The sequence below is a fragment of the Coleofasciculus sp. E2-BRE-01 genome (assembly GCF_040221695.1).
Lineage (GTDB): Bacteria > Cyanobacteriota > Cyanobacteriia > Cyanobacteriales > Coleofasciculaceae > Coleofasciculus.
This window is the reverse complement of the sequence record NZ_JAVKEA010000121.1, coordinates 1-21,678: the sequence shown is the minus strand read 5'-3', so window position 1 is coordinate 21,678 and position 21,678 is coordinate 1. Positions and strand designations below refer to the sequence as shown.

Genomic DNA, 21,678 nt, shown 5'->3' with positions numbered 1-21,678 from the left:
GTAATAGCAATGGCTGTTTCTGAAGTATGTGGCAGTCTAGCCATGACTCGATTCAGGCTAAATCTACGTTTAGAAACTCCAAATTTTCCCTCAATAGTATTACGAATTCTCTCGTCTTCTAATGCTTGCTTCTTTTTTTCGGCGCTGACATGGGCTGGAGGCCTTCCTAAGGGAGGTCCACTCATTCTAATCCCTTTCTCTTTACAAAATGCTCGATTCGAGCGGGTGCGATAAATTTTATCGACATGTACCGATTCGGGATAAACCCCTGTGCGAGCTTTGAAGGCTTCAATTTGAGATTGTAAATCTCCTGATTCATTAAAGTTTTCCCAACTTATACGATCTAAAAATACATAGCCATCAATACAACTTACAGATAGTTTGGCTCCAAATTCAACCGGAGTTCCCGCCTTCCCTCTGACAATTGGACGAATATAAGGTTGACTTAAATTTACTATTCGATTATCAATTCTCTGTTCTTTATTGTCATACATCCATTTTTGTTGGCGGTAGACTTCGGCAATGACCAGTAAGCTCTTATATTGCCTCTTACTTAAACCCTCAAGCGTCGCCCCTGCCTGGATTAGCTGCTCTATACTTGATAAGTTTCTCTTTATATATTGCAGTTGTTTTTTTATCGCTTTTCTCCTCTCTTTTTTTCTAGGTCTTTGTTTTTTGGCTACCTTTAAGTAATTTTTTCTAGCCAAGTTTCTATAAGTTTTTGGTTTTTTATTTGCTTTCCCCTTGACGGATTCATACAGGTAGTCTATTATTTCTTCACTGGCGACTCTGGCTTGGTTTAATAACCCTAAATCATTCGGATACTTTATATCTCCTGGTACCACCGTCCCATCAGACAGCAATTTCCCCTTATTGGCGCACTTCCCTTTTTCTTCTCTTGCTATTTCCGCGTTTTTTTTCTGTAACTCATTCTCGTTTTTTTTTAATGCCTCACACACCATCCTTTCATTTATTTGGTTGATTAGCTCAACTTTTATTCTTTCTCTAAATCTTACCAATAGGGATGACTCAAACGGGGGTTCGTTGCTATACTTATTTTGTCCTATAAAGTATTGTAGATAGGGGTTTTCCTTTATCTGCTCAACTGTCTCTCTATCACTTATTCCTAATTTCTCTTTGATGATTAATGCTCCCAATGCCATCCGAAATGGCAGAGCGGGTGCTCCTATATCTACCGCAAAATTCTTAGCATATTCCTCTTCAAACTCTTCCCAAGGTATCAACTTCGACATGATTACCCAACGGTAATATGCGTGATAACTTTTCCTCAAAGGGGAGTTGAAAGTTTTCTGGCTCCGTAGGCACTGAGTCTACTTTTCGGTACATCTACCTGATCAGGGGTGCAAGGATATGAAGGGATTTTACCAGATTTCCTTGTATTTGGACAACGGTCAATAGGGTTCTAAGCATTGCTAGCTAAGGGTTTTGGCTTTGTGCAGCAAGCCCTATTTAGGGCTAAAGCATAGTTCAATTCTTGCTGACAGTAGGTAGAGTTCAGGGAGTCAGGTGAGAGCAAATAGACTAAGTTATCTGCTTGGGCTACACCCTGCTTAATCGCTGCCTCAAAGGTTTCTCCTGTTTGAATATCAGCGGTATTCGTCCAAACCGTAAATCCTGCACGCCACAGACTGGTGCGAATCTGCCGCATCACTGCCTCATTTTCGTAGGCATAGGAGAGGAACACCTGACTCATCAGGTTATAGGCATTTTTGATACTTTCGCTGATAAACTCACAGTGTAAATCAGTTGGAGTGCAGGGGGGCTGCTCGTCTTTAAAGCGCACCTTAAGCCATGCTTCGGCTTGCTGTCGTTCCTTGCCAATGAGCAAATGTTGTGATCCCTTGTGCTGCCGTTCCCAGGCTAGTGATTTATCCAAGAAATACGTGTGCTGATGTACGTAATCCTTGTGCCTTGCCAACAGTTCTAGTAGTCCGGAGAACGACTGCTCAAAGTCGTCAATTCCCTGACGACAATACACCCAATTAATTTTGCCAATTGTCGGATGCATATTGGGAAAGCTCGAATGCAGTCCCTTTGCTTGGTAAGCATCCCAATCAGCATCCGTTCCTTGGGGATACCGCTGTTGCCAGGTGTCGCGACTAATCTGTTCGACATGCAGCAACGGAATAATCCGCTTGTGGTACTTGATTGCCAGTTCGATTTCTTTACGGCAGTAGGGGGAGTTGATGGAATGGGGCGCAATGATGAACAGGAAGTTATCCGCTTTCTCAATCCCGTCATCAATTTGGTTTTGGAAATCTACCCCCAACGGAATATTTTCAAAGTCAAACCAAATTTTTAAGCCGTACTCAGTCAGGTGCTGGTAGAGCTTGAAGGCAAAGGCTTTACTATCGGCTCGTCCATAGGAGATAAATCCGTTGTGGAAGCCAGAACGCTGTTCATGCATCTAACTTGAGATAGATTTATTATAGTATCCACAACTATAACAAAAGTACCTGAATGCGACTCGAACAGCGATCGCGAATTAGGGCTTGCTGTCAAAACCTGAAACCCTATCGTTGGTTTTATGTAACCGAGACACTCGGATATCAAGACTTACCCAGGCTTTCCCGTTGAACCATTTGTAGGGGCACGACATGTCGTGCCCCTACAATCTTTTACATCTTTTATGCTGCGCTAATGGTTGCATGGAGGGATGGGTGTTCATGTTCGACCACAAACACATTGGCATAAAGGTTTGCCACAATTTGCTTCCCTTCTAGCGTCAACTCTAAGTAGCGCAATGAGTCCTTAATGTAGGGATACACCCCACTCCAGTAAAACTTGGAATAGTTCTGGCGCAAGTCTCCTGGATGACTATAGCCTAAGGCTTTATTTACACCCGTTTCTTCAAACTCGTAGTATAAGGCACTAATTTTTTTCAAGTAGCGCGGATCACTGAGTTGACCAATTAAATCGGCAGATCTTACTAAACCGGGACAGTTACTTGTGTCTAGGTGATCTTGATCACTTGGCACAGGAAAACGAGTGAGTTCAATATTCCGCTTAATTTCTTCGGCATCAATTAGTAAATTGCCACCAAACCGTTCTTCAATAAACAGCTTACCGCGATCAACGTGATAGGGGGTGAGGCTGGCATCTGTCGCCCCTGGTGGTAAACTGATCCTTTCCCCATCAACGCCTGTGGCATAGCGGTTTTCACTCAAGCGGTCTTGTCGGCAGACTCCTTTAACGTAACCAATATCATGGCAGAGTAGGGAAATAATCGCATGCATCCAGTCTTCACAGGAAATACCTCCTTCACGGATATGTTTACCGCGCAGAATTTCCTGTCCAACTAAGGTGACTAAAATGGTGTGTTCAACATTGTGGTAGAGAGCGTCACTATTGGCAATATTTTCTAATGCCATGGCGCCCGCCCAGCCGATAATGTCAGCATAGTCAGACTTCCAGCCGCCGTAAGTTCGGCTGTAGCCTTCCCGAATCCGATCCACAAAGTTGTCGATGAGTATTTGGGTTGTGTCAAACATGGAGGGTTACCTCAAGGGGACTCGTTAGGACAATCGAAGTTTATGAGTTAGTAGTTGACTATAATGATAAATCTCTCTGAGAGTTGAGTAATCCTATCCTTTGCCATTAATCCGTCTTGGCTTAAAAGCGGTGATTTTCACGCCTAGGACAGGTATAGCGAAAAATTCTCAAACTCGATACTTCTAATGTAATAAAAATAGCGAAAAAGGTTGTGATGACGTTGTTTCGCTCAACGTGATACTTTGAGGCAACCCGTGTGAGACGGATCACCTGATTGCAATTCGCCAAAGATGTACTTTGGGAGCCGGGGAAGCCGGGGGAGCAGGGGAAGCTGGGGGAGCAGGGGAAGCTGGGGAAGCTGGGGAAGTACAAGCACAGGAAATTAGAGTTTATCTGAATAGGATTAGCCAAACACCTCTGCTTCAATACCATGCCACCACTCACCTAGATTCATCAGATCCTGATGAATCTCAGCTAGCTCACGAGTATAGGCATCTGGTGTCATGGTTGTTTTACGCTCTTGGAGTTTCCGTAAACGCAATTGCACTAACAGCCAAGGCTTGGCAATGCCGTCTGTCGCTTCAATGTATTGGGCTAAGTCTTTACTGTTCATTTTTTTCTGTATAGGCGCGATCGCACATCAAGAACCCAAACTGCCAAAAGCCCCGTCTGATATCCAGATCAGGCGGGGCTAGTCACTGTTACTGACGTAACAACTTCACTGGATTATCGTTAAGCCGCAGCCATTTGCTGATTCACAAAGTCCCAGTTAATCAGATTGTTGAGAAACGCTTCCACAAAATCAGGACGCTTGTTTTGATAATCTAGATAGTAGGCGTGTTCCCATACATCACAGGTTAACAACGGTGTCATTCCCAAAGCAATGGGGTTGACAGCATTGGCGGTGTTAACTACTTTGAGCGTGCCATTATCGAGGACTAGCCACGCCCAGCCACTACCAAATTGGCTTGTAGCCGCATTCTTGAATTCTTCCTTGAACTTATCGTAGCCGCCTAAATCAGACTTGATTTTGTCAGCGACTGCACCACTGGGCGCACCGCCACCACCAGACTTCATGGAGTTCCAGAAGAAGGTATGGTTCCAAGCTTGGGCGGCATTATTGAAAAGCCCTGACTTGGACGAATCATTGTAGCTAGCCTTAATGACTTCCTCTATAGACTTGTCACCCATACCAGCGGCTTGGGACATGTCGTTGAATTTAGTGACGTACTTCGCGTGGTGCTTGTCGTGATGAAACTCTAGTGTTTTAGCTGAGATGTAAGGCTCCAGCGCGTTGTAAGCGTAAGGTAAATCAGGAAGTGCGTAGGCCATATTGTGTTCTATCCTCTCAAATACTGTGTTCTAGCTTAAAACGAACCGAGACTTTAGATGTATTCCTTAGGTTAAGTATTACTATATCAAGGGATTAACGCCTGTTGTAATAACCATTAACAATATGATTGTTTCTGTGAGGGGTAGCCATCGCCTTACGTCTATGATTGAGTTTGTGGTATCCAGCCGTGGCGAAACGGGTTAGACGCCGATTTGTAGTTGCGCTTGGTTTGTAGTTGCGCTTTAGCGCCAGTTCCGCACAGTTAATGGTTTTTCTGGACAATCGCCTGCACAACGTCAATCGCATCGGCTGGGGTTACTGCCACAAAAACCGTCTCCGGCGACAGGCTGGTAAAAAACTTTTGACTTTCGTGATGGTCGGATAATAATACCACAGGTTTACCACCCTTGAGGGCGAGAGCGATTTCAGAGGCGGTTCCTGCACCAATACCACAGGCAATCACCACGTCACTGGAGAGAACGTTAATATTATTGCGCCCACTGCCCATATCCGTCGCGATCGCAATATCCACAGCATCGGACATATTCTGAGTATCACTACTGGGTAAAATACCTACGGTTAAGCCACCTGCGGCTTTTGCCCCTTGACTTGCTGCATTCATTACCCCAGCATTTCTGCCACCCGTCAGCAGTACCCATCCCTGCTGGGCGATACGTTGTCCCAATTCATAAGCTCGTTCTAAGTCTGTGGCGGTAGCCCCTTTACCGGGTCCCATTACGCCGACAACGATTTTTCTCATGGGTAGAAAGTATAATTGGCTGATTACTGGAGTTATATCATTTGGGATTGTTTGTGCAACACAACATCCTGCTCTAATTAGGGTTATTTCGGTGACTGGGGAATCAGGGCGGGTTTTGTTATTCCGTTATCGGTGAATAGCTGATGTTAGTCCCTAAACTCGCTCCTACAATGTCCCTAAACCCGCCCCTACAGTAGCTACCGAATCGATGTTCTAACAACAGAGTTCATGAATTACGCGATCGCCATTGACTTTCTCCAGGATTGTGATCCCATTCTGGGACAACTGATTGACCGAATTGGTGCATGTCAGCTCAATCAGCACGAGTTGGAGGGAAATTTATTTTTTTGCCTGTCCCGGTCAATTCTGCACCAACAACTGTCTACCAAAGTGGCGCATGTTATCCACACTCGGTTTCTCCAGGTTTACCCGGACACGCCGTTTCCTACTGCACAGGATGTCCTAGACACACCTGATGAAGTTCTCCGAGGTGTGGGGATTTCACGCCCGAAAATTGCTTATCTTAAAGACTTGGCACGTCATTCAATTGATGGATTGCCCACCCTGGAAGCGTTGGAAGTTATGGATGATGAGTCGATTATCAAGATTTTAACGCAGGTTAAAGGGATTGGAGCTTGGACAGTGCAGATGCTGCTGATTTTCCGTCTCAAGCGGTGGGATGTTTTGCCTGTGGATGACTTGGGTATACGTACAGGTATTCGTAACTTGTATAATCTTGAGGCACTTCCTGACCGCAAAACGGCAAAACGCTTCGGACAAAGGTGGAAGCCGTATTGCAGTATCGCCTCGTGGTACTTGTGGCGCAGCTTGGATCTAAAGCCAATCTGAGGATTACTGGAGGGAGGGGAACATTACGATAAAAAGAGCAGCAACGTAAGCGCGATCGCCTTTGGCGCTGAGCTTCGCTCAATTGCACTTTTCTTATCACTGACCGAATAGAGTGTGGCACAATGATTATAGTAGCATTGTAAGTGCTGCTGACTCTGGAAATATGTCATACAGTGATTTCAAAACCATTGATCAAGCCGTTTCTAGCCTCGAATTAACAGTCGAGGATATTTCTCATTTATTTAGCAACATTGCACCCATTGAACCTTCACAGCGGCTTAAGGAAACACTGGATGAAACGTTAGATTTGGCGGCAAGTATCAGTACAGAAAAAGCTAGATCTGAATTAATTATTACTCCGGTTTTATTGGAAGTAAGACGTAAGTTTAATAATAAAATTGGCTATTTTTCGGGTAATACGTTTAATGTTGACGAATCAAAAGGGTTAACGGGTGCTTGTGATTTTCTCTTAAGTGCATCAAAAAATCAATCTCTCGTTACTGCTCCGGTTTTAACATTGGTTGAAGCGAAAGATAATGATATCCGCATTGGGTTAGGACAATGTGTGGCTCAAATGGTTGCTGCTCAAATATTTAATGCCCGTAATGGGCTGGAACAGCCAGTGGTATATGGTGCAGTTTCAACGGGTACGAATTGGAAGTTTATTATGCTAGAAAATCAGATAGTAAAAATTGATTTGACTGAATATTTCATTACCCAGTTGGATCAAATATTAGGCATTCTTGCTGAACCATTTAGAATTTATTTTGAGGGTGCGATCGCGTAGGTTGGGTCGGGCTGTATGTAGGGATAATGGATAAATTTTAGTAAGGATAAGTAGGTTGATGGAAATAAACTCAACCATGTTAAGTTATGTTAACAAGCCTCAAACCCTTACAAATGACGAATGACGAATGACGATCCCCACCGTTAACTTTAATTGTCCCCACCTACTTAGTGGATACTCCTCAATTTCTGCTGCTTAAAAAAACCTCACAATAATCCCGAAAATAATTAGAATTTATCCGAAATTGACACCTTAACATCGAGCCATTCTGCAAACTTTTGGCGAAGGGTAAAAAGCTTGGTTCCCATCGTGCGATGACCCCTCTTAAAGGTGAAAGCAGAAACCCCTGACCATCCTTTAATAAGTATTTCTACGGTTGCTGGAGGAATCTGTTGGTCAAATTGACCATAGGAAACCGTAACATTTCTTGTTCCACAAATCGATTGACCAAGCAAGGATGGATTAACAATCCGTAACGCTAACTCCATACGTTCAATTTAAATCTTTTTGCCGATATAGAAAGCATAGCCATAAAATTCTTTGTGCTTGTAATATAATTCAGCTTCATGTCTTTGGTTTTCTATGAACTCTTCAGCAGTTTTATTGCCTGCATATTTTCTCAAGAAGTCTTTTTGTGCAGAAACTTGCGGCGTATAAAAATGTTCAGTCCAACAACTTTCGGGCAGGACAAAAGTGGCAATTGGAATATATCCGGCTTTTTGCATTTGTGCCACCTTGTTTGAAATAGTATCTATTTCCGGATAAGCATCTTGCCAAAATTCGTTGATTTCATCAGGTCGCTCTTCGGTAAACCACGATGCCTCTGAAATGCCAATAAAGCCTCCTGTCTTCAAAAACTTATGCCATTCGTTTATGCCTCGTTCAAACCCGATGTTGTAGATTGCTCCTTCTGACCAGATTAAATCTAATTCTTCATTCTGAAAAGGAAGATTCTCCATTGAACCAACAATACCATTGACTCTATCCTGAAGATTCAGTTTATGGGCGTTAACATTAAATATATCTATAAAGGTGGGAAATAAGTCGATGCCTGTAATATACCCTGATGTACAACTAGCCATTGCCATTGTCTGACCACCAGTTCCACAACCAATATCAGCAATTTGTGATTCATTCGTCAGATTATCAATAAAGCTCAAAGCTTGAATCGTTACTTCAGGACTCCCAGGTCCTTGTCGTTCTAGGCTTGAAAAATATTCGCAGATTAATTTAAAATCGAATTCGTGAATCGATTTATTTTCCTCGTTCATGATGTTTTCCTTATTTTTGCCAAAATTTAGCCCTTATCATACATTGGACAAGTCTGTCGAGTAAAGAAAAGAATTTGATATATAGCCACTTCCTATTACTAGAAAGGAAGCTGTGCCTCAGTAGTACACTCTAATGTGTCATAAGCCGAATAACTAGCCTATAGTACGCTACGCGATCGCCTTTAGCATCAGTTACGTTCGACTTGATCAACTCTCTCTTTCTACGCGGCGAATCGGAATTTGGATTTCACTGCGCTTGGCAGGTTCGGGGACATAAGGAGCATCGTAGAAGAAACGCCGAGGGGAACCGACAACAGTCCATTCTGGGTGCTGTGCTAACCACTCTCGTAACCGTTGGATATTTTGTTGATAGCTGGAGTAATCGTAACTGCCTTTTAACCCCAGACTGACGACTGTCATGGGTGGAATATCTTCAACTTCAATGTTTTGGCTAATTTCGTCGGGGTAGATATCCGTGTTGCGGTAGAGGAATGACACAAAGGCTTCCCCTTGTTCATCGGGTGTACCCATTTGATTGGCTTCCAGGGTACTAACTGGATAACGGGTTTCGACTGGAGCCGTCATCGAGATATTGTTAGAACTGATATGGCGATAGAGAGGGTCAAATGCTCTATTGGCTGCCATTGAGAGTTCTCCTGAATAGCGAACTGTGGCAGAGCGGTAGGCTGGATAGTGTTTGACCTCAATTTTTCCCTCTGGTGTTGGCGGCGGGAATCCTTCTGGCAAGGGAGCTGTAGCCGCATCGTAGGCAAAGAAGGCGATCGCAACGACGGCTAGAATTCCTAGGGGTAACAGTAAGTTCTTTAGCTTCACAGGGAACCTCAGAGACTCTTTCTATTCTATATCGGGCACTTCTTCCGGGGGGTAGATTTATAGTCCTGGCAAAGTGCGATCGCGCGATCGCAATCCCCTCTCAAAACCACACTCAACAGAAATATATGCGCTCATGCCACCGTCGCCAAGGCGATCGCATCTCCTACTGCTTCGGCTGTGAACAATAGTGACAAGTGAAGGGACAATAACGTTTGTCAAGAGAGAGGCAACAGGCAACAGGCAAGAGGAAATACAGAATTGCTCTTCCCAGTGAGACTATAATATATATGGAAGCTTTCTACTTACCTGGCTCAAGATTATATCTTTCATACCAATACATAATAACTAATAAAGAACCTCTTATAAGTTTGTCCCAATTTTCATAATCTAGTTTAGATTCTTGAGTGGCTGGTCTGTAATGAACAATAGAGTTACGTATTTTGTAAAAAAACGTTCCGACTTTGCCTTTTGATGTGTTATCAATAACTTGCTTAACTTCCTTGAATATTTCTATTGTCTCTTCTGGAGAATCATCTAAAATTTTATTAAGTGTATCCTCTTCATTAGGTTTCCATCCAAGAGAGTTTTCAATTTCAGCAGATAGTTTAACTAGTGGTATTGAGATAGATAAATTTTGGCATAATTCATCTAGTTGGAATATAGAAAATATTCTTTCTATGCATCTATAAACATCAAGAAATGAATATTTCCATGAGACAGAAGTCAAACTTAATAGTAAATTTTCATAAGGAATACTTTCAGAACCTTCTATAAATATTTTACCAAATATTTTCATTGTATCATTAGAAAATGGCAAAGCTAGTTGGTGTATATTTTTGCTAATATAGAAGCCAGATATTCTTTGTATTCCTTTATCTTTAAAAGGAGATTCCTCTGGGATTTCGTATATATAAATTGGCTCAAAGAAATCACTTATCTCATTAAAATCATGTCCAGAATACGTGGATTCTCCTACTTCTATTGGATAAAGAATCTTCTCGACTATTTCGTATGCGCTAACTTTTCGACGGATAGAAACTTGCAGATCAAAAATCAATGCTGTAAAAAGTCCTGCATTTAAAGAAATGGGATTAATTATTTCTTCTTCAAAGTCTACTGAATCGTCCCAGCCTACAACTACAAAATATTCTATTTTATCAAATTTTATAGATGCTGTTTTAAGCTTCGGCAAAATAGGCTGGTTTTCTACAATCTTTAGCTGTTTAAGCCATTCTTTCTCTCTGCAATCTGTTTTAATATATCTTTTATTTTCTTCTATTGAAGTAGATATATCGCTTTTTTTTACATATTTTATCAGTAAATCAAATATGTATTTATTGGCTTCTATCATATTCCTTGACATAGAAAATTAATAGGCTCTCCAACAAGGGGTCATTGTTTCTATTTCAAAGTTTTCATCAATTAATAAACGAAAGGATTTTAAGAAGAATTCTCTTTCAAAATCTCCGACCTTTCCTGATTTTTGGACAATTACCTCATTCAAAGTACTGAGATCTAAAAATTCCCCAATATCATGATTATTTTTGTTTTCCAGTGTTGCTAATAATTTATCAGCATTTTTCTTAATAGAATTCCATTTATTTTTTTGTTTATCTGGCGGATAATGCCTGCCAGGTCTACCTAGTACTTCTATAGCTATAGCTGTAACAAAACCAACCCTAGCTGGTTGACTACTGAATAAATCTTTGCCATCTTGAAAACGATTTTTAACCTCTGAAGAACCTCGGTACTTATCAAAAATCTTATCAAACTCACCCAGGTAATACAGGATTTCATAAAACATGCTAGTAAATTTTTTATCAGCCGTAGCTTCAATAAAGTCTTGCTTGGTAAATTCATCAGCTAAACGTTCTTTGGTGTCAATTTTTTCTTTCCTAGCACCAAACACTAAAAATAATTCAATTACTTGATCTGCTTGAAATTGACCCGGACGAGCACGCCGCTTTGATTCATTAATTTGTAATATTTCTATAGAAGGAACCTTCTCCTGTATTTCTTGAATCATTGAGCGAAAGATAATTTCGAGTTGCCTTCTTAAATTCCAAGGGACTTGCCCTGTATTTAGAACAAGCATTCGATAAATTAAGCTATTTGTATTTGAAGCAATCCAGTATTCGATTCGGATTTTTTTATCTGCTAAACTTTGTTCTTCATTTGAGTTTTTTAGTGCCTCCTTTAAGGCTGTTGTTCTTTGCATTCCATCTATTATAGAAATACTTTTCCTGGAAGTATTATCAATTATTTTCCAAAAATCCTTGTCTTCTATGTTATCTAATCTATAAAATATATCTTCGGAAACGACTACTCCTAAGACAATAGGTGGTAGTACTGTACCTGCTTGTAAGTCTTCAATCATTCTTTTTCTTATACGAATAGCTGTGCTTGTTTTTAAAGGATCTCTTTGTCCTTCAATTCCACCACCACTTTCGTATATTCTTTCTATGATATCTAAGTATTCATTTATGGTCAATTGAGTCATAACAGAGTAGCAATTGACTCTTTCATCTTTTAAAATATCCATCTGATTTATCCTTTATTGTTTCCGAGCAAACTCTTGCTATTATAGCTGTCGTCATAAAGATTATAAAGATTCTGGCAGATTTAACGGCTGAAACAACTACTGAACTGATAAGTAATAAACCTTCTGCCTTCTATCCTGGAGCCTTCTGCCTTTTGCTATAGTACCGGGTTAGGCGAAATATGTGATAGTGATATACTCCACTTTAACAGAAGACTGTAAAACATGGTTTCCTTCGTTTCCGATGCCGACGAATAGCGTCACATACCTCCCCCAAGGTATTGCTAGCTGTTTCGCACCCGTCCAAATATCAATATGGACTTGGGTTGGGAGTTCAGTAAAGCGATAGGGATAGCCAGTTTCGGGGTTGAGAGTGGGCGCTTGTTCCCACAATAGCCAGCCAATATCATGTTGTTCGGCGGCGAGACAGAGTTCTTTGGGTGGGACAAACTGACCGAACTGTTCATTTCCCCAAGCCCGGGCTAATTCACCAGAAACCCAGGCGTGGTTCGGTTGGGTGATGCAGATAAGTCCCTCTTTTGATAAGCGATGTAGCATGATTTGAATTCAAAATCGAAGAACTCTAATTTTGAATTGATTCCCCTGAGTATAGGTTTAATTTGCAATATTTTAGCTGTGCCACACCGCCACTGATACCGTAGAGTAATTTGGTTGAAGTTATGAAAACTGTTCCCTGTGACACCTGTTCCCTCCCCTCACCCAATTATTCAGCAGACCCTAATTAACTTGATTGGGTACACAAGAGGTGATGATTTGCCTAAACTCCTCCGGTTCGGGCTGACCCGCTTGCAAGTCTTGACCAATTTGCATGAATTCATCTAGGGTGTAAGTCTCTTGAATCTTCTCAATCGTACAGGTACAAAATGCCCTGATTTCCTCTGGGCGATCGCCAACACAGTTTTCGATATAAATTTGAACCATCTCAGGAGGATAGGTATTCGTCGGTTCTTGGGGCGTCACATCAGGCGTTTGCGAATTTCCTCTAGGTGCGCTCATAAGTACCAGGATTAAGGTACTCATTACCGCCGATAGGGTGTGGATTTTTTTCATGATGTTTTAAATGAGCGCTGTTGATGTGAATGATATCATGTCCGGTTGAATCCTTAAAAGGCAACAGGGAACGGGGAACCGGGAACAGATGATATACAATTTCAATGCACATCAGCTTATCAGTAATCAATCACCTGCTGTCTTCTACCTTTTGGTATAGTTATCCCTATAAAACTAAACCTCCAATCATCCCTGCCAATAGAACAAAACCAATCCAGACATTTTGGCGAAAAATTTCCCCATAAACGGGTTTGGGAATATCAGGTTGGCGCAGTCGCGTATAGTGCCAAATCCACCCTATCGTGGCTACACCTAAAGCAATCCAAAAACCCCAGTGTAGCTGCATGACAAACCCCAATCTCGCCAAAAACCCCACCGTGGTGGCAAAGAATAGACCAACGGCTTCCGGGGCGTAGTCTCCAAAAAACAAGGCGCTAGACTTAACCCCAAGCTTCTGGTCATCGTCCCGATCTGACATCGCATAAACAGTGTCAAAGCCTAACGTCCACGTTACCGTTGCTGCCCACAAAAACCAAGTGGCGGGTTGTAAGTTCCCAGTAACGGCACTCCAACTGATTAAAACAGCAAACCCCCAGGCGATGGATAATACCAACTGAGGAATCGGAAAAACGCGCTTGGCGGATGGATAAAATACAATCACGGGAACGGCGGCGACGCACAGCAAAAAGGTGAAGGGATTAAGATACAGGGCAAGGATACCTGCACAACTCATCGCCACTAATGCCACAACCACGCCAACCTGTACAGACAGAGCGCGAGAGGCTAAGGGGCGTTCTTTGGTGCGTTCGACTTGCGGATCAATATCTCGATCCCACAAATCGTTGATTACACAACCCGCCGCACTGGTAGCTAAGGTTCCCAGAATAATCACACCAACTAGGGGAATCGGAGGTGTACCCTGGGCGGCTAAAAAAACTGCCCACAGCGCGGGAACCATTAAAATTAAGCGTCCGGCTGGTTTATCCCAGCGCAAAAGCCGCGCGATCGCGAGCCAAGTTGGTATTGAGGGAGGGTGTTGGTCGGTCAGCATCGATGCTCAGGTCTTTTATCGGGTCTTCACCAAATTAGGTGTAAATCTATATCGTTAAGATAACGCAACACTTTGCTACTGTCGATTTGAGCAGATTTAAAGTTATCTTTATCAGTAGCATCACGGCTAGAGTTGTAATCCCGAATACAAGAATGATCGATTTAGCTGCTCAAGGGAATTCAGCAGGAGTTTCGACTCCAACCACAGACAATGATCGCATTCTGGCTGCCATTGATATTGGCACGAATTCGATTCACATGGTCATCGTCCGGATTGACCCGACGCTTCCTTCGTTTACGATTATCGCGAAAGAAAAAGATACGGTGCGACTGGGGGAACGTGATCCCCACACCGGAAATTTAACCCCCCAAGCCATCAAACGTGCGATCGCGGCGTTGCAACGTTGTCAGGAGTTAGCGAAAAGCTTCCAAGCCGATCAGCTGGTTGCTGTGGCGACGAGTGCGGTACGGGAAGCCCCCAATGGACGCGCCTTTTTACAGCAAGTTGATTCACAGTTGGGGTTATTTGTCAACCTAATTTCCGGTCAAGAAGAAGCGCGGCGGATTTATCTGGGCGTTTTGTCGGGAATGGAGTTTAACAACCAGCCTCATATCATCATCGATATTGGTGGCGGTTCAACGGAATTAATCTTAGGCGACAGTCACGCCCCCCGTTCCCTCACTAGCACCAAAGTCGGTGCAGTACGCTTGACCCGCGAATTCATTACCACCGATCCGATTAGCGATCGCGAGTTTCAATATTTACAAGCCTATATTCGGGGACGAATCGAACGCGCCGTTGAAGATATTTTAGCCAATATCGAACCCGGAGAAAAACCCCGTTTAGTCGGCACATCGGGGACAATTGAAACCCTAGCTGCCCTTCACGCCAAAGAAAACTTAGGGGTGATACCCAGTCCCCTGAATGGTTACGAATTCAACCGCAATGACCTCAAGGATATCGTAAAACAACTCACTTCACTCACCTGTGCTGAACGGGAAAAACTCTCTGGACTGGCGGATAAACGAGCCGAAATTATCGTTGCAGGTGCAATTATTTTACTAGAAGCCATGACGATGTTAGACATTCAGTCTCTCACCGTCGGGGAACGCGCTTTGCGAGAGGGAGTCATCGTAGACTGGATGCTTTCCCAAGGCTTAATTGAAGACAGACTGCGGTATCAAGGCGAAGTTCGCAAACGCAATATCATTAAAGTCGCGCAAAAATATCACGTTAATTTAGCCTCTAGTGAACGGGTGGCTAACTTTGCCGTTAGCTTATTTAACCAAACTAAAGGACAGCTACACAATTGGGGAAATGAAGAACGAGAATTGTTGTGGGCGGCGGCAATTTTGCATAATTGCGGTTTGTATGTGAGTCATTCTTCACATCACAAGCATTCCTATTACCTAATTCGCAACGGCGAATTACTGGGTTTCACCGATATTGAAATTGAAGTGATTGCTAACCTGGCTCGCTACCATCGCAAGAGTTCACCCAAGAAAAAGCACGACAATTACAGTAATTTACCCAACAAATACTATCGACATCTAGTCAAAGAAATCAGTCCTTTATTACGTTTAGCTGTTGCCCTAGATCGCCGACAGATTGGAGCAATTTCCCAAATACGCTGCCACTATATACCAGAGGACAAAGAGTTGTGCTTGCGTCTGACACCTGTAGATCCCAATGATACCTGTGCCTTAGAAGTTTGGAGTTTAGAGGATAAAAAAGTCGTGTTTGAAGAGGAGTATAACGTTAAAGTCGTCATCCAGCTAGAAAACCAACCCAGTTAGTTCTAGCAACCGTAGTAGCGTGGCAAAGCTACAGTGATGGAATAGGTTGTAGGTTGGGTTTCGACTTCGCTCAACCCAACCGGATCTAGGGCTAAGGTTCCCTACTACGAACCCAATTATTACCTGATATCATGTTCGGTCAAACACCTCTAATAAAAACGCCTGAAACCCCTGTCATTACAGCATTGCAATTATGGGCAATCGTTAGGACATGATATGACAAATGACGAATGACGAATGACGAATGACGAATGACGAATGACGAATGACAATTAAGGTCGTCCTTTCTTCTCATAATACTGCTGATGATACTCTTCGGCGAAATAATAATCAGAAGCGGGTTTAATTTCGGTCATAATATCCTGGTCATACTTACCAGACATCTGAAGTTTGCGCTTTGAGTCTCTGGCTATTTTCTCCTGGTCAGGATTGTGGAAAAATATAACCGAGCGGTATTGTTCGCCGCGATCGGGTCCCTGACGATTATATTGGGTAGGATCATGAATTGACCAAAAAACATTCAGCAAGTCATTGTAAGAAATCTGAGACGGGTCATACTCGACTTGCACCACTTCTGCATGTCCAGTAATTCTGGCACAAACATCCAAATAGGAAGGGTTCTCAAAATGTCCTCCCATATAGCCGACGGATGTAGAAGTAACGCCATTTAATCGACGAAATGCCGCCTCTACTCCCCAAAAACAGCCTGCTCCAAATGTCGCTTTTTCCATGAGATATTCACCTATTTTTCCGATAACTGGGTATAAGTATAGTGGTGGAAATCAACGGACATGCCGTAGTAGCGTGGCAAGGTTAAAACGGTGGTCAAGTATTTTCAAGGGACCCTTATGAGAGTAGCGATCCAGAAAAATTTTACCCACAACTTTAAGCTTGCCAGCCTAGTAGGGTGGGCATTACCCACCAGCATACCAGTCAGTATCATTCACTTTAAGTTTCTCCACCGACTTAGCCTAATTGAAGATGAACCAAGCATAAGTCAAAATTGCTAGAAAGGCGAAGCCAATGAGAGTTTCGCGTTGTTCTTGCCAAAGCCGAAGTATACTTTGCCTTATGGAACGTAAAGTTACTCTACGTTCATGACCAAGTTCATCCATGAGTTGAGCCACTCTAACATCAACTTCCTCAATGGAGACATCGCCTTGCTTGTAGGCGGCTTCTAACTCGTCAAGCTTTCTCCAGTAGTCTTTGGTGGATTCGATCAGATTAATCATGGTTACGCTAAGATTGTAAACTTCTGTAAAGATCCTAGCGTGACTGCTGGAGTTGGGGGGTGAGGTTTACCCAACCGCCTGGTGAGTAAGTAGAGTCTGCTGAATAAGTCTTGTGGTGAGGGGGAGCGGGGGAAGCTGGGGAAGCTGGGGGAGCTGGGGGAGCAAGGGTACATTTTTCTTGAGCAAGGTGATGCCATATATTTGAAGGATGCTAGCCGATTTCCTTGAATCAAACCCTCTGTCAATAAAGCTCAAAGTATTGATGGGTTTTGCGGTTTGGGCTTTGTGCAGCAAGCCCTAAGTAACATAGGGGCTGCTGAATAAGTCTTGTGCTGGGGAGAGGTGTCATAGGAAATAGGCAATAGGCAATAGTTTCAACACTCATGCAGCAAGCCCTAACATAGATCAACTACCTGGAACAAGGCAGAAGGCAGAAGATGGCAGAAGGAAAAAATACCCAAGCTATAAAGTTTCAAAAGCAGATTAATCCTTCTCAGGTAATCTCGCTTCGCCAAATACCTGCTGCGGTGTCAATTCTAATCCCTCAAACAACGAATCGGTGATCACCATATCTTTCGTATAGGTTCGCGGTGGCGCATCGGGATAGAAAACGGTGATACTTCTGGCGTGGGGATCGACAACCCAAACTCGTAAGACTCCCGCTTCTAGATAATCGGTGGCTTTCTCGATCAATGTGCCAAATCTTTGTCCCTGTGAAATAATTTCAATGGCTAATTCTGGGGGAACTGGACAAGGTTCATCTTCCATCACGTCTGTCGGTAGTCGCTGATAAGAAATATAGGTTAAATCTGGCACAGGAACCCAGTCTTTACCCCGACGTTTTAACGCGATCGCCCATTCTGGGTAAACTTCACCTTTTCCCTGACACCACTTATCGATGATAAATAACAATGTCTTCTGCAAAGCTGAATGAAATCGTTTTGGTGACATTTTTGGTACTGCCTCGCCCTTGACTAATTCGTGAGTTACATCTGACTCTGGCATTGCCAGAAATTCTTTCAGTGTTAGTTTCTTCTCTAACTGTTGCATGGCTATAATGAGTGATTAGCGATTTGATAAGTAGTCGGACAAAAGAAAACGGCACGCTCACGCTTGTTTTGTAAACAAGCCTCAAACTCTTACGAATGACAAATGACAAATGACAAATGACGAATGACGCTCCCCACCGTTAACTTTAGTTGTTACCACTTAAATCATTACACAAAGCTGTTTTTGGTCAAGACTCTGGAGTTCTAAACTAGGAGGAATGGGTTCAGGCAGGGGTTCAATGCTGTGATAAAATGCATAGTTTAAATGGGCGGATTTAACCATTTGCTGGATACCATTGACTAATACTCTCGCTGTATTTGGTCCTCTGACTAAAGACGTGTAGAAAAATACATCGTATTTGGCTAAAGCAATCCCCTGACCCGCCTGACCAGTTTCATAAACATCCCAGTTATAGCAAATATCGATATCATTCAGGTTCCGGACTCGCCAAATAGCAAAACCATCTGTCCAGCCGATGTTCGTCAGTTGCAGCTTGGTCAAATTCCGTGTCATAAATCCCCCAATTCCCTGTTTTCAACGCTGTTGACTGTGCTGTTTTCAGTATGGAAACGAGATGTTAGCGATCGCGTTGACGTATTGTGTAACTTGATACTGAACTTAGACAAAACTTATGAGTATGACATCACGATACCCTAGATCGTGCCAAGTTCAACGCGCTGGGAATCAACCTGAAAAATCAGTGATAATAGTTTTATGTTGCACTATCGCAAGTCCACGCTCATTGACGCACCCGTGGAGGTTGTCTGGAACTTTCACGAGCGTCTAGATATCCTAGAACGACTTACTCCGCCTTGGCAACCTGTTCAGGTTGTACGTCGCGAGGGTGGGTTAGGTGTGGGTGCGATTTCGGAATTTCGTCTATTTGTTGGTCTAATTCCGCTGCGCTGGGTAGCGATTCACATTGAATGCGAACCCTATTCCATCTTTACTGATAAACAGAAGGAAGGACCGATGGCGTATTGGGTTCATCGCCACCAATTTAGTCCAGAAGCAGGCAAAACCCGCTTAACCGATAGGATTGAATATGGATTACCGGGAGGATGGCTAGTCGAGAGGCTGTTGGGTTGGTGGGTAGACGCCCAACTTGAACAACTATTTAGCTATCGCCATCAGGTGACACAAACCGAGTGCAGCAGAATCGGGGAGGAGACGTAGCTATCCGTGTCAACTTACTACAGCCTTAAGCAAAATTCCCGACTTCTTCAAGAAGTCGGGGATCTGTCTGTGTTGCGATCGCGAATTTAATGTGAACGTGTTAGCGTGAAAATAAGGATGAGGGATAATATCAAATCCGGTAACATTGGTTGTATAGAGTGGGGAAGGGGTAAAAGGGTAAAAGAATAGAAGAGTAAGGTTTTTGTCCCAATAACTACAGGTATGATAGACAAACGATACAACTGCACATGACATGAAACAGTTTTACGTGCAGAGACGCACACACTGTTTTCCCATCAATCAATAAATAGGGCAAATTTAGAAATAGGATCAACTTGGAAATTTAATGAGTATCTTCACGCTGCAATCCGTTAAAAAAGATTTTGGCATTAAAGAAATCCTCAAAGATGCCAGCTTTAGCCTCGATGCTAACGATAAAGTCGGCTTAATCGGTACAAATGGATCGGGAAAATCCACTCTATTAAAAATGATTGCTGGACTCGAACCCATTGATGGTGGTCAATTTCTGGTCAATCCCGGCGCGAGAATTGCCTACTTACCCCAACAACCTGACTTAGATGAAAATCGTACCGTATTAGAACAGATTTTTGCCGATAGTGGTGAACAGATGAGACTCATCCGGGATTATGAGGAATTATCCCACAAATTGGCACGAAATTCAGACGATAAACAAGTTATGGCACGTTTATCTCAGGTGACACAGCGCATCGAAATTCTAGGTGCTTGGGACTTAGAAACCAGTGCCAAAGTTATCCTCACGAAGTTAGGAATTCAAGACTTTGATACACCAATTGGTAATTTATCCGGAGGTTATCGCAAGCGCATCGCCTTGGCGACAGCGTTACTATCAGAACCCGATGTTTTATTGATGGATGAACCCACCAACCATTTAGATGCCATGTCGGTGGAATGGTTACAAGGATATTTAAAATCTTATCCGGGAGCCATTCTATTAATTACCCACGATCGCTATTTTTTGGATCAAGTCACGAATCGGATTATTGAAATTGACCGAGGTGATATTTATACCTACAATGGCAACTATGCCTACTACTTAGAGAAAAAAGCCCTCGCCGAAGAAACTGCCATCAGTCAAGAACGGAAACATCAGAATGTATTGCGGCGAGAGTTGGAATGGCTCAAACGAGGTCCGAAAGCGCGGAGTACGAAGCAGAAAGCGCGAATTGATCGCATCCATCAGATGCAGGATCAAGAGTTTAAACAGGCTCAAGGCAAAGTCGATATTTCTACAGCCAGCCGTCGGATTGGCAATAAAGTAATTGAGTTAGAGAATGTCTCTAAGGGATACGGCGATCGCACGTTAATCCAAAACTTTACCTACGAATTTAGTGCCGATGATCGGGTTGGCATTATTGGCGAAAATGGTAGTGGTAAATCCACGTTAATGGATATTATCACTGGGCGGATTGAGCCTGATTCGGGTGAAGTGGATATTGGCGCAACGATTCACTTCGGCTATTTTGACCAGCATTCTGATGATTTATTAGCGGCAATCAATGAAAATCAACGAGTGATTGATTACCTCAAAGAAGTAGCAGAATATGTGAAAGCTGGGGATGGAACGCTGATTACGGCTTCGCAAATGTTGGAGCGTTTTCTGTTTCCACCGGATCAACAATATATTCCCATTCATAAATTGTCTGGGGGAGAAAAGCGCCGCCTATTTTTGTTGCGTGTCTTAATGAGCGCTCCCAATGTGCTAATTTTGGACGAACCGACCAATGATTTAGATGTGCAAACGCTTTCAGTATTGGAAGATTACCTGGAAAATTTCAATGGCTGTGTGATTGTGGTATCTCACGATCGCTATTTTTTAGATCGCACCGTCAACAAAATTTTTGCCTTAGAATCAGAAGGAATTCTGCGTCAGTATCCGGGCAACTATTCTGTGTATCTGGATTACAAGGAAGCGGAAGCAGCATCGGCTGAAGCCAATGCTAAGATGCAACAGAAATCAGAAACATCTGTAAATGGGGAAACACCGAAGACGCAATCGTCTGGTAATGGGAAACCGCGTCGGCTTTCTAATTGGGAACGGCGTGAGTTTGAAGAATTAGAGGATAAAATTCCCCAACTGGAAGCGGAGAAGGCAGAGGTGGAGAAAGCGCTGTATAATTCATCTCCTGGTAAAGTGGATCAGGTGCAGGAACTTTATCAGAAATTAGAAACCTTGACTCATACTATTGATACAGCCACAGAACGTTGGTTGGAATTGGCGGAAATTGGGGAATAGTCTTATGTCATTTGTCATTTGTCATTTGTCATTTGTCATTTGTCATTTGTCATTTGTCATTTGTCATTTGTCATTTGTCATTTGTCATTTGTCATTTGTCATTTGTCATTTGTCATTTGTCATTTGTCATTTGTCATTTGT

21 protein-coding genes and 2 pseudogenes are annotated in these 21,678 nt (G+C 42.9%); 5 read left to right on the top strand and 18 right to left on the bottom strand.

Going from position 1 to position 21,678, the window contains the following annotated elements; all coding sequences use genetic code 11:
• The 6 genes and pseudogenes from RIG66_RS14475 to RIG66_RS14450 form a co-directional block, all read right to left on the bottom strand.
• Window positions 1-1,347, bottom strand: a protein-coding gene (locus RIG66_RS14475) for an IS5 family transposase (protein ID WP_446379118.1) whose coding sequence is annotated in 2 segments (ribosomal slippage) — window positions 1-1,271 and window positions 1,273-1,347 — 1,346 coding nt annotated over the 2 segments. Because the reading frame shifts where the segments join, the coding sequence is not laid out codon by codon here. This gene is flagged as partial in the annotation.
• Window positions 1,348-1,465: 118 nt separating this feature from the next.
• Window positions 1,466-2,428, bottom strand: a pseudogene (locus RIG66_RS14470) (toll/interleukin-1 receptor domain-containing protein); the annotation flags it as partial.
• A 220-nt stretch (window positions 2,429-2,648) separates the two neighbouring features.
• Complete coding sequence (locus tag RIG66_RS14465) at window positions 2,649-3,512, bottom strand: Npun_R2479 family HD domain-containing metalloprotein (protein WP_446379116.1); 864 nt, start codon at window positions 3,510-3,512, stop codon at window positions 2,649-2,651.
• A gap of 404 nt (window positions 3,513-3,916) precedes the next feature.
• Window positions 3,917-4,126, bottom strand: coding sequence for a hypothetical protein (locus tag RIG66_RS14460; protein WP_446379114.1), 210 nt, complete (start codon window positions 4,124-4,126; stop codon window positions 3,917-3,919).
• Window positions 4,127-4,245: 119 nt separating this feature from the next.
• Window positions 4,246-4,845 (bottom strand): superoxide dismutase, encoded by a 600-nt coding sequence (locus RIG66_RS14455; protein ID WP_446379112.1) that lies wholly within the window; start codon window positions 4,843-4,845, stop codon window positions 4,246-4,248.
• Window positions 4,846-5,108: 263 nt separating this feature from the next.
• Window positions 5,109-5,606, bottom strand: a complete 498-nt coding sequence (locus RIG66_RS14450) for a TIGR00725 family protein (protein WP_446379110.1) — start codon at window positions 5,604-5,606, stop codon at window positions 5,109-5,111.
• Window positions 5,607-5,834: 228 nt separating this feature from the next.
• Between RIG66_RS14450 and RIG66_RS14445 the strand changes: the two genes are divergently transcribed.
• Both RIG66_RS14445 and RIG66_RS14440 read left to right on the top strand, forming a co-directional pair.
• Window positions 5,835-6,455: a DNA-3-methyladenine glycosylase family protein gene (locus tag RIG66_RS14445; protein WP_446379108.1), complete on the top strand. Its 621-nt coding sequence runs from the start codon at window positions 5,835-5,837 to the stop codon at window positions 6,453-6,455.
• A 163-nt stretch (window positions 6,456-6,618) separates the two neighbouring features.
• The gene (locus tag RIG66_RS14440) at window positions 6,619-7,242 is read left to right on the top strand and encodes a hypothetical protein (RefSeq protein ID WP_446379106.1); all 624 of its coding nucleotides are present in this window, start codon (window positions 6,619-6,621) and stop codon (window positions 7,240-7,242) included.
• A 227-nt stretch (window positions 7,243-7,469) separates the two neighbouring features.
• On the opposite strand, the gene RIG66_RS14435 is transcribed toward RIG66_RS14440, so the two are convergent.
• The 8 genes and pseudogenes from RIG66_RS14435 to RIG66_RS14400 form a co-directional block, all read right to left on the bottom strand.
• Entirely contained in the window at window positions 7,470-7,730 is a 261-nt protein-coding gene (locus RIG66_RS14435; protein ID WP_446379104.1) for a hypothetical protein, read from the bottom strand.
• A gap of 9 nt (window positions 7,731-7,739) precedes the next feature.
• Window positions 7,740-8,513: a class I SAM-dependent methyltransferase gene (locus RIG66_RS14430; RefSeq protein WP_446379102.1), complete on the bottom strand. Its 774-nt coding sequence runs from the start codon at window positions 8,511-8,513 to the stop codon at window positions 7,740-7,742.
• 207 nt (window positions 8,514-8,720) lie between these two features.
• Entirely contained in the window at window positions 8,721-9,347 is a 627-nt protein-coding gene (locus RIG66_RS14425; RefSeq protein ID WP_446379100.1) for a heme-binding protein, read from the bottom strand.
• A gap of 298 nt (window positions 9,348-9,645) precedes the next feature.
• Window positions 9,646-10,698, bottom strand: coding sequence for a hypothetical protein (locus tag RIG66_RS14420; RefSeq protein ID WP_446379098.1), 1,053 nt, complete (start codon window positions 10,696-10,698; stop codon window positions 9,646-9,648).
• Between the two features lie 18 nt (window positions 10,699-10,716).
• Window positions 10,717-11,889 (bottom strand): hypothetical protein, encoded by a 1,173-nt coding sequence (locus RIG66_RS14415; protein WP_446379096.1) that lies wholly within the window; start codon window positions 11,887-11,889, stop codon window positions 10,717-10,719.
• A 228-nt stretch (window positions 11,890-12,117) separates the two neighbouring features.
• Window positions 12,118-12,444 (bottom strand): annotated as a pseudogene (locus tag RIG66_RS14410) (DUF3891 family protein); the annotation flags it as partial.
• 180 nt (window positions 12,445-12,624) lie between these two features.
• Window positions 12,625-12,957 carry a hypothetical protein gene (locus RIG66_RS14405; RefSeq protein WP_446379094.1) on the bottom strand — a complete coding sequence of 111 codons (333 nt, stop codon included), beginning with the start codon at window positions 12,955-12,957 and terminating at the stop codon, window positions 12,625-12,627.
• Window positions 12,958-13,123: 166 nt separating this feature from the next.
• Entirely contained in the window at window positions 13,124-14,008 is an 885-nt protein-coding gene (locus RIG66_RS14400; protein WP_446379092.1) for a 4-hydroxybenzoate solanesyltransferase, read from the bottom strand.
• 152 nt (window positions 14,009-14,160) lie between these two features.
• Between RIG66_RS14400 and RIG66_RS14395 the strand changes: the two genes are divergently transcribed.
• The gene (locus RIG66_RS14395) at window positions 14,161-15,804 is read left to right on the top strand and encodes a Ppx/GppA phosphatase family protein (protein WP_446379090.1); all 1,644 of its coding nucleotides are present in this window, start codon (window positions 14,161-14,163) and stop codon (window positions 15,802-15,804) included.
• Between the two features lie 272 nt (window positions 15,805-16,076).
• On the opposite strand, the gene msrA is transcribed toward RIG66_RS14395, so the two are convergent.
• The 4 genes from msrA to RIG66_RS14375 all read right to left on the bottom strand — a co-directional run bounded on the left by msrA (window position 16,077) and on the right by RIG66_RS14375 (window position 18,599).
• Window positions 16,077-16,535 carry a peptide-methionine (S)-S-oxide reductase MsrA gene (msrA, locus tag RIG66_RS14390; RefSeq protein WP_446379088.1) on the bottom strand — a complete coding sequence of 153 codons (459 nt, stop codon included), beginning with the start codon at window positions 16,533-16,535 and terminating at the stop codon, window positions 16,077-16,079.
• 240 nt (window positions 16,536-16,775) lie between these two features.
• Window positions 16,776-17,036, bottom strand: coding sequence for a hypothetical protein (locus RIG66_RS14385; RefSeq protein WP_446379086.1), 261 nt, complete (start codon window positions 17,034-17,036; stop codon window positions 16,776-16,778).
• 483 nt (window positions 17,037-17,519) lie between these two features.
• Window positions 17,520-18,086 carry a Uma2 family endonuclease gene (locus RIG66_RS14380; protein ID WP_446379084.1) on the bottom strand — a complete coding sequence of 189 codons (567 nt, stop codon included), beginning with the start codon at window positions 18,084-18,086 and terminating at the stop codon, window positions 17,520-17,522.
• 159 nt (window positions 18,087-18,245) lie between these two features.
• Window positions 18,246-18,599, bottom strand: coding sequence for a hypothetical protein (locus RIG66_RS14375; protein WP_446379082.1), 354 nt, complete (start codon window positions 18,597-18,599; stop codon window positions 18,246-18,248).
• 201 nt (window positions 18,600-18,800) lie between these two features.
• Here RIG66_RS14375 and RIG66_RS14370 point away from each other — a divergent pair, with 201 nt between their 5' ends.
• Window positions 18,801-19,262, top strand: coding sequence for an SRPBCC family protein (locus RIG66_RS14370; RefSeq protein ID WP_446379080.1), 462 nt, complete (start codon window positions 18,801-18,803; stop codon window positions 19,260-19,262).
• A gap of 346 nt (window positions 19,263-19,608) precedes the next feature.
• Window positions 19,609-21,537, top strand: coding sequence for an ABC-F family ATP-binding cassette domain-containing protein (locus tag RIG66_RS14365; protein ID WP_446379078.1), 1,929 nt, complete (start codon window positions 19,609-19,611; stop codon window positions 21,535-21,537).
• Window positions 21,538-21,678: the final 141 nt, after the last annotated feature.